The sequence below is a fragment of the Actinomyces oris genome, assembly GCF_001937665.1.
GTDB classification, from domain to species: domain Bacteria; phylum Actinomycetota; class Actinomycetes; order Actinomycetales; family Actinomycetaceae; genus Actinomyces; species Actinomyces stomatis.
Map to the genome: position 1 here is coordinate 24,277 of NZ_MSKL01000034.1, position 13,664 is coordinate 37,940.

Consider the following 13,664-nt stretch of genomic DNA (forward strand, 5'->3'; position numbering starts at 1 on the left):
ACGCTCTCCGACGGGACGTTGGGCGCTGGCGCGCCGGGTTGGAAGAAGTGGGAAGGGATGAGGGGCGGCCGCAGGAGGCCGCGTGGAACGAGGCTTGAGGCCTCGGTGCTGCCATGGCGGCTGCATGCCCGCACCGACCGACGTCGCGGCCGCCGGGCATGCAGCCGTCGGGGCGTCAGATGAGGCCCTGGGCCTTGACGATCTCCAGGACCCGGTCCTTGGTCTCACCCTCGAGCGCCTTGACGGGAAAGGCCATCTCGTTGGTGGCGATGATTCCAATCGCTTCCATGGCGGTCTTGAAGGCGCCGATACCGGTCGCGTCGGCTGAGCGCCCCTGGGGCACGAAGACGATCTCGAAGCCGGCGCAGACCTCGTCCTGAAGGCGGCGCACCTCGTCCCACGCGCCCTCGCGGGACGCCTTCCACATCTCGGCGTAGCGGACCGGGTCCACGTTGCCGTATCCGGGGACGAGGCCGTCGGCGCCCAGCAGGAGCATGCCGTCGACGACGCACTCGTGGCCGGTCAGAAGGGCCAGGGGGTGGCCCGCGGCCTCATTGGCGGCGACCAGCCTGCGGAAGGCCACGTCGTTGCCGGAGGAGTCCTTGACGCCGGCCAGGACGCCCTCCTTGCCCAGCTCGACGAGCAGGTCGCAACCGAGCTTGGCGCCGCCAAGACGCACGGGAACGTCGTAGGCGAAGACGGGGACCTCAATGGCCGCGGCGATGGCGCGGAAGTGAGCCTTGATCTCCTCGGCGTCGTTGAGCGCGTAGAAGGGGCAGGTGGCCACGATCGCCTCGGCGCCGAGGGCGGCCGCCCGCCGGGCCTGGTCGATGACCCGGTGGGCGGTGGTGTCAATGGCACCGGCGAGCACCGGGACGCGCCCCGCCGCAGTCTTGACGACTCGCTCGATGACGGCGTCGCGCTGGGCGTCGGTGAGATAGGCGACCTCCCCGGAGGACCCCAGGGCGAACAGGCCATTGACGCCGCCGGCGATGAGGTGCTCAACAACCTTGTCCAGGCTGTCGAAGTCAACCTCGCCCTCGGCGGTGAAAGGGGTGACGACCGGCGGGATGACGCCGGTGAAACGGTTGTCCATGTGGTGACTCTCTTCATTGAAAGGATATCGGACGTCTGACATCTGACGTCACGAGGTATTGTTGCAGATGCTCCCGGTTGGCGCCACCCCGGTGCCTGTGAGCGTGCGATCACTCACGTCACAGGCACCGGAGCGACAGGAGGCGGACCGGGGACCGGCTCCGGGAGGCGCTACTTGACGGAGCCCTCCGAGAGCCCTCCTGAGATGTGCTTCTGAATGACCATGAAGAACACGACCGATGGGACGATCACGATCACCGAAGCAGCCATCATGGCTCCCCAGTCAAGAACCTCCGACCCCTGGAGAGAGTAGAGGCCGACTGCGACGGGCATCCTGTCCGACTCGGTGATGAACAGGAGCGCGTAGAGGAACTCGTTGAAGGTATTGATGAAGGTGTAGACGGCAGTGGCCACGATCCCCGGAAGGATGATGGGGACCGAGATCTGCCAGAACACCCGGAACCGACTGGCACCGTCCACGGCGGCCGCCTCCTCCACCCCGACAGGGACCGTCTGGAAGAAGCCGATGAGCATCCAGATCGCATAGGGGATCGAGAACGAGAGGTAGGCGATGATCAGCCCGAAGTAGCTGTTCATGAGGCCGAGCTTCACCATGGTGATGGTGTACGGGATGGCGAGCAGGATCGGCGGGAACATGTAGGTGCCGATGAGAAGCTTGGTCAGCTGCTTGCCAACACGGGGGAAGAATCGCACGATCCCATAGGCACCCAGCAACGAGACCAGGACGGCGATGACAGTCGAGCAGCCCGCTATCAGCAGCGAGTTCTTGAGATTCGTCAAGAACCCGATCTCCTCAATCACCTTGCGGTAGTGCTCGAGCGTCGGCGAGGTCGAGAACAGCTGCAACGGATTCTGTGCAAGCTCATGAGAGGTCTTGAAGGATGAGGAGACCACCCACACGAGCGGGAACACTGCAACAAAAGCAGCCACGATGAGAATGAGGTAAACGCACACCGTACCCCACGGACCACGACCAGCACGTCGCATGATTTAGCCCCTTTCCTTTTCCCAGCGGTTGAGCATCCTGAAGGCACCAAAGGCCAGCACCAGCAGGAAGAGGAGCAGCAGGATCGTCACAGTGGAGGCGACCCCGAGCTGCCGCAGATTCCAACCCTCCTGGTAGGCGAAGATAGGTAGCGTCGTCGTCCTCTCCCCCGGACCTCCGCCCGTCAGGAGGAAGAGCATGTCAAAGTTGTTGAAGACCCAGATGGTGCGCAGGATGACCAGCAGGCCGATGACCTCTCGAATATGGGTCAACGTAATGAACCTGAACCTCTGCCATCCAGAGGCACCATCCACCATTGCCGCCTCATACTGCTCCTGGGGGATGGTCTTCAGAGCAGAGAGGATGTTCACCATGAACATCGGAGCGCCGAACCAGATATTGATGAGCAAGGCCACCCAGAAGGTCGTCGAGGGATTGCCCAGCAATGCCATGTTCTTATCACTGAGACCAAGAGTGGTCACAAGATTGGGCAAGAACCCGTATACGTCATTGAGGATCCACTTCCAGGCGAATGCGGTGATGATCGCCGGGAACGCCCAGGGAACAATGAGGAGCGTACGGAACAGTCCCGATCCCCGAGGCACCCGGTCCAGCGCCAGCGCCAGCACCAATCCCACAGCAAGTTGGCCGATAATCGACGCCGCTGTCCACTTGATCGACACCCCGAACGCATTCCAGAAGCTGGAGGATGCGAGGAGGTCGGTGTAGTTGGATATACCCACCACATGATAGCTGTGGCGCAAGAGGTGCTTGTCAGTGAAGGAGTACCAGATGCTTGAGAAGACCGGGTATATCAGCAGAGCAAGAACAATGAATATTGACGGCGCCACAAAGACGACGCCCGTCCAGTTCATTCGCTTCATTCGAGTCATGAGCTCACCTTTCGGACTGGGCGGCGAGGAGATGCCCCTCCCACCGCATCGCCGAGTCACTTGATACTGGCCCCGGCGGCCTTGAACGCGTCGTTGAGCTTCTTCTCGCAGTCCTTGGCGGCGGTCTCGATATCGGTCTTGTCGATGATGATCGAGTGGTACATCTTCTCGATCAGCCCCTGGCTGGTGAGGACTCCTGCCTGAGCGAGTGGGCCCTTCTCCATACCGATGGCACTGCCGACGCCGACCTGGTCCTGGATCACCTTGATGGAGTCGGAGTACTTCTTGATGGTCTCGTTGCCCACGTAGCTCGGATCCTTCGAGATGTCGTTGAGGACCGGCAGCATGCCGCCGGGGACCGAGTGCAGGAACTCGATGTACTTGTCCTTGGTGAACAGGAACTCCAGGAAGGCCTTGGCCTCCCGCTTGACCTTGGATGCCTCCCACACCACCAGGGGCACGTTGGACACCTCGGCCGGGTAGTTCGCCGGGTCGGAGGCCTTCATGCGGGGAAGAGGCGCCGCGGCAATGGAGTCGACCAGGTTGGGGCTGTCCTTCGCCACTCCGGAGATGTGGAACCCGGAGTTGAAGTCGAAGGCGGTCTTGCCCTGGTAGAAGAGCGTTGCCTGGTCAAGGACCGCGTAATCCAGGGATCCCTCCGGGGAGACCGACTTGTACAGGTCGGTCCAGTACTTGATACCGCTCAGGGCCGCCTCGGAGGTGAGGTTGGCCGTCCCGTCGTCCTTGAGCAGCCTCTGGCCTGCGGAGCGGACGTAGAAGTTGAGGTAGCGAGCCCCCAGCATGTCCCCCGTTCCCAGGGGCACGGAGAGACCGTAGAGGCTATCGGACTTTCCGACGGCCTTGGCCGCCTTGGCCAGCTCCTCCCAGGTCGTCGGGACCGACAGGCCCTTGGAGCTCAGCACGTCCTTGCGGTACCACATCACCTGGGCGTGCGAGTAGATGGGCACGGAGTAGGACTTTCCGTCCGACTGCCCCTCGGCCAGTGCCGGCTTGGGGAACCGGTCACGACCGATGGAGTCGATGACCTTGTCCAGCGGCACCAGCGCCTCGGAGTTGATCATCTCCACAACGTTGTTGGGCAGTGCCGTGGAGATATCCGGCACCTGCCCTGCGGTCAGTCCGGTGGTCCACTTCGTGTTGAACTCCGACCAGGAGAACTGCTCGATCTTGACGGTGACGTCGGGATTCTTCTTGTGGAACTCCTCGGCCATCTTCTTCATCCAGTCTGCACGAGGCCCCTGGGTGAAGGAGGACCACATCGTGACCGTGCCACGCAGGGGGCCGGTCCCCTCGTCGTCGGCGGAGTCCTTGCCGCCGCATGCGGCCAGCGCACCGCACATGCCGATGCCTCCCAGAACCATGAAGCCGCGACGACTGAGTGCGGAGGCCGAGTGAGACGAAACTGAGGTGGAGGGAGTCATGACAGTTCTCCTTTGAACGGGAAATGACGGGTGGGTGGTGGAGTGAGGTGTGGCTGACGGATGATTCATCGTCATGAGAGTGAGTCCTGCTCCTCTGCTTGACGGGGGGCGACGGTCTCAATGCCGTCGGAGAACCAGCTCAGGGGCAGACGCGAGAAGTACAGACCCTGGCACTCGTTCTCCCAGAGGATCCCGATCCTGCCGTCGGGTAGGACGCACATGCACTGGTAGACGTAGTGACCGGGGTTGAAGGTCCGCGAGTGCTTCCATGTGCGTCCGCCGTCGAGGCTGAGTCGGATGACGCCGCAGCCACGGAACGGGAGCATGAGCGAGGCGTTGGCGAAGACGATGCGGTCCTCCCCCTCGGGGGCGGGAAGGCTGATCGCATTGGGCTGGCACCAGATCTCGGGAAGCTCCTCATCGAAGCGGATCGGCCCCCAGGTCTGTCCGGCGTCGTGGGACTCGCTGACGGCGACCCGCCCACGAGGATGCTGGTTGCGCATGAAGAGCAGAAGTACGCCGTCCTGTCGTTCCACTACTGCGGCCTCATGCAGTGACCAGGTCTCATCAACGAATGTCTGCGGGTCGAGCTCCCCCTCAGGGGTCTGCCGCCCTTCGTTGGGGCCGTGACCGAGCTGCCAGGTCTCGCCGTGGTCGTCGGAGTAGGCGACCGTCGCGCACATCGCCAGCCAGTTCTGATCGTTGTTGAAGTAGAGGGGAACGATGAGGCGTCCGGCGTGAGGGCCGTTCCTCAGGGCGATACCATTACCCGGGCAGGTGCCCAGGAACCTCATCCACGGTTGTTTCAGCTGGGGGTTGAGGTCCCGCGGCTTGCTCCACGTGACGCCGTCGTCGTCGGAGTGAGCGATCTGCAGGTAGCTGGTGGGGATGGCCAGGAGGCTCTCGGCAGGGTCCGCCCCGGGGGCCAGCTCGATGTTGCCCGCCGGGTCGCCGTCACGGAGCACCGTGCCGTCGTCCAGCACCCGGAACTCGGTGCCCTGCCCCTCGATCGTCGTGACCGCACCATCGGGCTCGACGACATAGCGTCCGCCGTCGAGATCTCTCAGCAGCCGCCTTCCCTGCTCGTCGAATCCTGTCGACGCCCAGCAGTTGGGCTGCCCGATCCCTCCCGGGAAGTGGTCGATGAGGACATGGACCCGCCCTGTGTGCGGATCCTGGACCATGCAGGAGTCGATGACTGACGAAGCGTCCTCCCCGCTTCCCGGGCAGTCGATGACGGTGCTCATCGGCTCCCAGCTCCGTCCTGCGTCCAGGGACCGGCGCACGACGAAGTTGATGTCGTTGGGAGAGTCGTTGGCGTTAGAGACCCGCTGGTCAGCACCGGCCAGGACGGTGCCGGAGGACAGCGTCAGGAGGGAGGGAATCCGGTAGGAGGCGGAGCCGCAGTAGCCGCGGTCGAACAGGGCGTCGGTCTCAATCGGCTCCACCTCGTACAGACGCTTGATCTGCGCGTCGCTGAGCGCGTAGTCATAGATCCCCGCTCGCTGAACCTCTCCGGACAGGCGCACGCCCTCACAGTCCTGTCCGACGACGATCTCATCGAGCCCCTCGACCCCTCCGAGGAAGAACTCACCAGGAGCGTGCGTTTCACGGAAGCCGTCGACGTACAGGTCGACCGCGCCGTGCCCCACGGCGACCACGACCTCGTGCCAGCCACCGTCGCTCCAGGCGCCTGTGGCCTTGACCTCCCTGCGCTCTCCCGTTGCGCTCACTCCGGCGTAGGTGATCCCCTCGGGCCCCACGGCCACGGTGAGCTGCTCGCGCCCGAGTCCGCCGGCGGCGAGGAGGGCTCCTTGCTGCATCCGGCCCCGCACCCGGAAGCGCAGCCAGAAGGATCCGTGCTGAACGTCTGCGAAGCGGGCGACGTCGTGAGGGCTCAGACGGTTCGCAGCGACCTCGACCAGTGGCTCTGCGCGCCTGGACAGGGCGAGGACCTCTCTCGACGTCAGTACCCGGGGGTGCACTGTGAAGGCGGCGACCTCAGGGCTGTCCCCCTGTCCCACGACGGCCTGCGTCAGCCCGGGAAGGTCCTTGAGGAAGGCCGTGGTGGTACCGCAGAAGACCTGGTAGCCGTCGAGGTAGAGACGGGTGCCGGCAGAGCTGACGGTGACGACGGCGCTGTGCCAGCGCCCGTCGTCGAGCGAGCGCACATCCTCAGCCTCCAGCTTGCTCCACCTGCCCGGAACCGTCGCCTCGTACACCAGTGACGATCCGACGATGCGCAGCTCGAGACCGGCCCCGTCAGCTCCTCGCAGCGCGAAGAGGTTACCGTCAGACCTCGACCGGAACTCACAGGAGATGCTTCCTGTTTCAGAATCGAGGATTTCTTTGTCAAGCCGCAATGCGGCACATGCTGACCCAATCACTTGTCACCTGCTTCTTAAAAAGGGCACAGAAGTCCCTATCGATCATTACTTGGATCGCAATTCCTGGAATTCCACGCCCAACGTAGGGAGCTGGACTCATCAAGATTGCGTCTGATCTCAGGCGCACTTGATCTCAGCGACTCAAGCGCACCTCGAAATTCTCATCGCCTCATGCTTCACAGCGATGAGACAGCACCGGAGGGTCGCATGCAGCGCCCCACTCCTCCCTGACACAGACCCCGGTTTCTCACCAGCAGGTCAGAGGTGAATCAAGGACGGGCCCCGACCCTCACGCACGACGGACTGGCGACGTGCCGTCGTGGTCACACGCCAAGGCGCTGTGACATACATAGGAGACCCTCCTTCACAATCAACATCTTTGTTGGCGGCTACGTATGCCGCTATCAACTCCTCGCTGAGCCGATAAAAGTAATCTACACGACATGCGACCCGAAAGTCAATGCTCACGCAATCAGAGTTCACACGAGATTGACGGACCGATTTCTCGCAATTGTCACACCGCTGCCCCTGCCCCAACATCAGCCGCATGGAGAACGACGAGGAACGAGATATCCCCTTGAACGGAACCGATGGACAGGTGAGGGGCGGGCCCATACGGGTCCGCCCCTCACCAGGAGGTGCCAGCACCGCCGACCGCGGCCGGAGGCTGCCTACTCAGCCATCGAGCAGCGAGGGCACTGCGGCCAGGAGAGTGCGCGTGTACTCCTCCTGAGGATTATTGAAGATCTCCTCAGTGGTGTTGATCTCGAGGATCTTGCCGAAGTACATGACGGCAATCCGGTCCGAGACGTAGCGCACCGTGTTGATGTCGTGACTGATGAACACCAGCCCCAGCCCCAAGGACGCCTTGAGGTCCTGGAGGAGGTTGAGCACCTGGGCGCGCACCGAGACATCCAGGGCCGAGGTGGGCTCGTCGGCCACGATGATGTCCGGGTCGAGAGCAAGCGCTCGGGCAATGGCAACGCGCTGGCGCTGTCCACCGGAGATCTGCCGAGGCAGCACGTTGAGGGCGCTGGGCGGCAGCCCGACCAGGTGGAGCAGGTCGCGCACCCGGGCCTCACGCTCCTTGGGAGACCCGACGCCGTGAACGTTGAGCGGGTCGATGAGCGCGTCATGGACGATCATGCGCGGGTTGAGGGCCGTGGCCGGGTCCTGGAAGACCACCGAGATGCTGCGCCCCAGCTCGCGACGGTCCGAGGCCGAGCGCCCCAACGGGCGGCCCTTGAAGATGACCTCACCGGAGGTGACCGGCTGCAGGCCCACCATGACCCGAGCGGTGGTGGACTTGCCGCAGCCCGACTCCCCCACGAGCCCCAGCGTCTCTCCTCGCTTCACGGACAGCGAGACGTTGTTGACCGCGTGAACCGTGTCCGGGTTGAACAGGCCCCCGGTGCGGGACTTGTGGATGACATTGACGTCCCTGAGCTCGACGACCGGCTGGTCCTCGCTCCATGAGGACGATGCAGACGTGTTGGGCGACATCAGTGCTTCTCCTTCGCGAGCAGAGCCTCGAGCTCGGGGGTGATGGCGTAGCTGTGCTCCGTCGTGCCCGGCACGGGCTTGAGCACGGGCCGGGTCTCAAGGCCGACCGTCGGGTGAGACGATCGCGGCGCGAACCGGTCTCCCTTGACGAACTCGCTGGGCGAGGGGACAACCCCTCGCACCTGGTGGAGCCGCTTGGAGCCGGCCTCGATGGAGAGCACAGCCCCGAGAAGTCCCCGGGTGTACTCGTGAACGGGGTTGGCCAGCAGCTCGCTGGTGGGAGCCTGCTCAACCACCTGGCCCGCGTACATCACGGTGATCCGGTGTGCCAGCTTGGCCACCAGGGCCAGGTCGTGCGAGACGAAGACCATCGCGAAGCCGAGCTTCTCACGCAGCTCGTTGAGCAGGTCGATGACCTGCTTCTGAACGGTCACGTCCAGGGCGGTCGTCGGCTCGTCGGCCAGGACCAGGGCGGGGTCACGGGTCAGCGCCATGGCGATGAGAACGCGCTGGCGCTGGCCGCCGGAGAGCTCGTGCGGGTAGCTGCGCAGCGTGCGCTTGGGGTCGAGCCCCACCAGCTCAAGCAGCTCCGAGGCGCTACGAGTGCCTCCGCGCGCGCTCAGCTGGGCCATCTGGGTACGGATGAGCATGGAGGGGTTCAGCGAGGACAGAGCGTCCTGGTAGACCATACTCATCTCGTGACCGCGTAGCGCGTTGTGCTCGGCCGGCGTCATCTCAAGGATGTTGCGCCCCTTGAAGAGGATTTCACCGGAGAGCCGGGCCGAGGGCGGCAGCAGCCCCATGACGGCCATCGAGCTGATCGACTTACCGCAGCCGGACTCCCCCACCAGTCCCATGGTCTCGCCGGGACGCACGGAGAAGGAGACGCCATCGACGATGTTGACCTCACCGTGCTGCTCGGGGAAGGCGATCGAGAGGTTCTTGACCTCCAGAACCGGGTCCTCGCCGGTGTCCTCGTAGACCAGGCGGTCTCGCCGGGCGAGCTCGGCCACCCGCAGGGCACCGAGCCGCTCGGACAGAGGAACATCCTCTGTCGCCGGAGCGACGACGCCGGTCAGCGAGCTCAGTCCGTTCGTGGCGTCTTCCCCGTCGGCAACGGAGGCGTTGGCGACAACCGCCTCGGCAGCGTCATCCCAGGCGTCCAGGGTCTCCTGGGCCTCCATGGCCTCCTCATCGGCCTGGACATCGGGCTTGGCCTTGATGCGAGGCGAGGCCATCGCATCGGTCAGGCCCTCGGACAGAACGTTGAGGCACAGGGTGGTGATGAGGATGAGCAGGCCGGGGAAGAAGGTCGGCCACCAGTGGCCCGACAGGAGCAGCTCCTTGCCCTCGGAGAGCATGTTGCCCCAGGTCGGGGTGTTGACGGACTTGATGCCCGCACCGATGAAGGACAGCGAGGCCTCGAAAACGATCGCGTCGGCCACCAGAACGGTCGCGAAGACCATGATGGGGGCGATGCAGTTGCGGGCCACGTGCTTGAGGAGGATCCATGGCACCGGGGCACCCATCACCTTGGAGGCGGCCACATAGTCCTCCCCGAACTGGGAGATGATGTTGGCGCGCACCACACGAGTGAGCTGGGGGATGTAGAGGATGCCGATGGAGACGATGATGACCGGCAGCATCGGCAGACGGGTCGACATGGCCGAGACGAGGACCGCCGCCAGGGCGATGCCGGGGAAGGACATGACGACGTCGAGTACGCGCATGAGAGTCTCAGCGACCCACTTGCGGGAGGTGGCGGCAACTGCCCCCAGGACCGAGGCCACCAGAAGTGCCAGCCCGGTGGCCGTCAGACCCACGACCAGCGAGACCCTGGCGCCGTAGACGGCGCGCGAGAAGATGTCACGGCCGGTGCCGTCCGTACCGAACAGGTGGGACATGGACGGGGCAACGACAGGATCGGTGGCGGTCACCTCACCGACGCCCTCGATGTAGGAAGTCGTCTTGGCCTCCGCCAACCCGGTGGCACCAGGAGAGTAGGGGGCGACGACGGGAGCCAGGATGGCGATCAGGGCAATGAGGCCCAGCACGATGATGGCGATCTTCGAGCCGATAGGCAGCGCCTTCCAGCCCTGGAAGCGCAGCCCTGGCCGCGAGGCCTTATCCAGTGTGGAGCGGTGCAGCATCAGATGCTCCTGATTCGTGGGTTGACGAGGACGTAGAGCATGTCAACAACAATGTTGATGATGATGAAGGCCAGTGCCACCGTGATGGAGACCCCCTGGACGATGTTCACGTCATTACGGGTGATTCCCTGGAAGATGAGCTGTCCCATTCCCTTGATGTTGAAGATCATCTCGATGACGACGGCGCCTCCCATGGCGTAGCCGATGCGCAGTCCCAGCACGGTCAGCGGAGTGATGAGCGCGTTGCGCAGCACGTTGCGAGCCACGACGACGTTCTTGGGAATACCGCCGCCGATGGCGGTACGCACGTAGTCACGGTCGAGTTCCTCAACCATGGCAGTACGCACCACGCGGGTGAGCGAGCCGGCATTGGGCACCGCAATGGCCAGTGCCGGCAGGAAGATCTGGTTGAGGTACGTTCCGGGATCCTCGCTGAAGGGAACCCACTCGGACACCAGTGCGGGGAAGGCCCCCGTTCCCCCCGGAATGTCGGAGAACCACTGAATGAGCAGCAGGGCCAGCCAGAAGGACGGGGTGGCCAGGCAAGCGATGGAGATGACGCGGATGACCTGGTCCTGCCACTTGTCGCGGTAGAGGGCCGCGATGATACCCAGGATCGTAGCCACGATGACGGCGACGAAGATTCCGATGAAGGTCAGCTGGAGCGTGATCGGGAAGGCCGCGGCCACCATGTCGGAGATCTTGGCCCCTGTGAAGGAGGTGCCGAGGTCACCGTGGACCAGACCCAGGAGGTACTCCCAGAATCGCTTGAGAAGAGGGTCGTTGAGATGGTGGGCGACTCGGTACTGCTCGAGTGCGTCTGGCGTAGCCGACTCACCCAGCGCAAGACGCGCCGGGTCTGCCGAGGAGAACGACATGACGATGAAGACGAGCAGCGTCACGCCCAGCACCATGATCGGCAGCGCGACCAGGCGCCGTCCGATCAGGCGGATGAGGTTGGACACTGAAATGCTCCTTTGCGTTAGCGTCCTGCCGCCTTAGGAGGGCGGCTGGGTGACGCGGCAGCCGCAGGGCCAGCCGCCACGCCAATTGTCTGATGTCTGATGTCAGATTGCAAGTCCGTTGTTTTTACCCCGGACACACTGACGCCACGAGCACGGCGCGGGCGGCACAGCAACCTTCCGTGGATGCCGCACCGCCCGCTCGTGACTCTCAGGACTTGGACGACCCCGTCCCCACGAAGGACAGGCCGGTCAGCGAGATCGGCTTGAAGTTCTCCAACGTCGTCGAGTCGTAGGCCGTCGGAGCCTTGCGGTGGAAGATCGGGTAGAGCGGAACATCCTCGGAAATCTTGTCGAAGACCTCCTGCCACTTGGCGATCTGCTTGTCACCCTCCAGCTTGACCGCCTCATCGAGCAGCCCCTGGACCGCAACCTGACTCTCCGAGCCCTTCCAGTGCATCCGGGTCTCGGTCCACACGTCACCGCTGTACCACCAGCGCATGAGCAGGTCCGCGTCATTACCGAAGACCGAGGGGTCCCCAGGAGCGATGAGCACGTCCCACGCCCCTTGGGCGGAGTCGATGAAGGAGTAGGTGTCCGCGGACTTCTTCTCGTCGTACTTGACCGTCACTCCCAGAGCCTCGAGGTTCTCACGGATAACGGGCCTGACAGCCGAGAACCAGCCGTGGTCCGTGCACAGCACGTTGATGGTCTTGATACCGGCCTCTGCCAGGAGAGACTTGGCCTTGGTCGCATCCAAGGAGTAGACCGTCTTGGCCTTCTTGTACGCGGGGTGCCCCTCCTGGACGAAGCAGGTCGCCGGCGTTGCCAGACCAGCCATGCTGGTGTTGCAGATCTTGGCGTAGTCCAGCGCGTAGAGCACCGCCTGACGCGCCTTCACGTTGGAGAAGGTGGTGTTGTTGAACATGGCGAAGAGCAGTCCGAAGCCCTGCTGCGCCGCCACCTTGACCGGCTCCTTGAGCGTCGAGAGGTTAGCTGCCGGAACGGCGTCAATGGCCTGCACAGAGCCAGAGCTCATCGCGTTGGTACGGGTCGTGTCGTCGGGCAGGACCTGCCAGGTCATGGACTTGGCCAGCGCCGGGCGAGGACCGTTGTACTTGTCATTGCGCTCGAAGACGACCTTCTGGCTGGCGGCGCCGTTGTCGGTCATCTTGTAGGGGCCGCTTCCAGTGGGGTTCATGTCGAACTTCTTGGCGTCCGCCTCAACGATCGCCTTGGGGACGATCTTGACAACACTCAGACGCTCCGCGACCAGAGAGAAGGCGTACTTGAGCTTGATGGTCACCGTGTTGGCGTCCTTGGCCTCCACCTTGTCGATGAAGGGCAGGAACTGGGAGTACAACGACTTGTTGGCCGGGTCGAGCACGCGCTTGAAGGAGAAGACGACGTCGTCGGCAGTCACGGCCGAACCGTCAGAGAACTTCGCGTCCTTACGCAGCGCGACCTCATAGGTGGTGTCATCCACCTTCTTGGGCATCTCAGCACCCAGAGCCGCATAGACCTCTCGGGTAGCCGGGTGAAGCTCGGTGAGCCCCTCGAGAGTGTGCCAGTTGGCAGCAACCGTCAGAGCCGAGGACGTCGTCATCGGGTCATAGCCGTTGGTACCCAGCTCATAGGAAATACCTGCGGTGATGACACCATCCTTGTGGGTGACCTCCTGATCGGTGGCCGTGCCACTGCCCTTTGCGCCGCCCGCAGTCTTGGCCTTACCGCCACAGGCCGCAAGGCTGACAGCCAGACCGGCAGCCATTCCGAGGGTGCCGGTCAGCCTGATGAAGTCCCGGCGGCTGGAGCCGGCCGGAGTCGTGATCGCCATTGATTCTCTCCTGAAGTCTGACGTCTTATGTCTGACGTTGGTAGGATGACTGTAGCAGAAGCGAGGACGCCTAGACCACTCGCAACATCGCAGGTCAAACACCGCTCGCCGCGACTCAGCCAGAAGGCGGGACGGCTCGGCGAGCGGATTCACAACGCAGTGAGCACAATGATTGACAGGGCAAGGACCATGGTCGACACCGAGAAGAGAAGCATCGTGAGCAGAACACCCACACCCAACGAAGCGGATGCCTCCCCCAACAAAGAGATAAGCATCACACTAGGAGGGAATGAGGTGGTGATCCCTCACGGAACCTACTCCACACTGATGACGTCACCCGCCACTCAGGCCGAGACCACGATGACGGCGATCAAGAACTACATTCTTGA

General features: G+C 63.6%; 9 protein-coding genes and 1 pseudogene. 1 reads left to right on the top strand and 9 read right to left on the bottom strand.

Features of this window, described 5'->3' with window-relative positions:
• Window positions 1–175: 175 nt before the first annotated feature.
• The 9 genes from BKH28_RS12625 to BKH28_RS12665 all read right to left on the bottom strand — a co-directional run bounded on the left by BKH28_RS12625 (window position 176) and on the right by BKH28_RS12665 (window position 13,275).
• The gene (locus BKH28_RS12625; protein ID WP_075419132.1) at window positions 176–1,096 is read right to left on the bottom strand and encodes a dihydrodipicolinate synthase family protein; all 921 of its coding nucleotides are present in this window, start codon (window positions 1,094–1,096) and stop codon (window positions 176–178) included.
• A gap of 170 nt (window positions 1,097–1,266) precedes the next feature.
• Window positions 1,267–2,046 (bottom strand): carbohydrate ABC transporter permease, encoded by a 780-nt coding sequence (locus tag BKH28_RS12630; RefSeq protein WP_256696027.1) that lies wholly within the window; start codon window positions 2,044–2,046, stop codon window positions 1,267–1,269.
• Window positions 2,047–2,106: 60 nt separating this feature from the next.
• Complete coding sequence (locus BKH28_RS12635) at window positions 2,107–2,994, bottom strand: carbohydrate ABC transporter permease (protein ID WP_178388893.1); 888 nt, start codon at window positions 2,992–2,994, stop codon at window positions 2,107–2,109.
• A gap of 56 nt (window positions 2,995–3,050) precedes the next feature.
• The gene (locus BKH28_RS12640; RefSeq protein WP_075419135.1) at window positions 3,051–4,436 is read right to left on the bottom strand and encodes an ABC transporter substrate-binding protein; all 1,386 of its coding nucleotides are present in this window, start codon (window positions 4,434–4,436) and stop codon (window positions 3,051–3,053) included.
• 71 nt (window positions 4,437–4,507) lie between these two features.
• Window positions 4,508–6,823: a sialidase family protein gene (locus BKH28_RS12645; protein ID WP_075419136.1), complete on the bottom strand. Its 2,316-nt coding sequence runs from the start codon at window positions 6,821–6,823 to the stop codon at window positions 4,508–4,510.
• Between the two features lie 675 nt (window positions 6,824–7,498).
• A complete protein-coding gene (locus BKH28_RS12650) occupies window positions 7,499–8,326 on the bottom strand; it encodes an ATP-binding cassette domain-containing protein (protein ID WP_075419137.1) in 828 nt (275 codons plus the stop codon).
• On the bottom strand, window positions 8,326–10,476 hold the full coding sequence (locus tag BKH28_RS12655) for a dipeptide/oligopeptide/nickel ABC transporter permease/ATP-binding protein (protein ID WP_075419138.1): 2,151 nt from the start codon (window positions 10,474–10,476) through the stop codon (window positions 8,326–8,328). Before BKH28_RS12655 ends, BKH28_RS12650 begins: the two co-directional genes overlap by 1 nt.
• Window positions 10,476–11,441, bottom strand: coding sequence for an ABC transporter permease (locus BKH28_RS12660; RefSeq protein WP_075419139.1), 966 nt, complete (start codon window positions 11,439–11,441; stop codon window positions 10,476–10,478). Before BKH28_RS12660 ends, BKH28_RS12655 begins: the two co-directional genes overlap by 1 nt.
• A 208-nt stretch (window positions 11,442–11,649) precedes the next feature.
• Entirely contained in the window at window positions 11,650–13,275 is a 1,626-nt protein-coding gene (locus tag BKH28_RS12665) for an ABC transporter substrate-binding protein (RefSeq protein WP_075419140.1), read from the bottom strand.
• A gap of 189 nt (window positions 13,276–13,464) precedes the next feature.
• On the opposite strand from BKH28_RS12665, the pseudogene BKH28_RS13645 reads away from it, so the two are divergent.
• Window positions 13,465–13,664, top strand: a pseudogene (locus BKH28_RS13645) (GntR family transcriptional regulator); the annotation flags it as partial.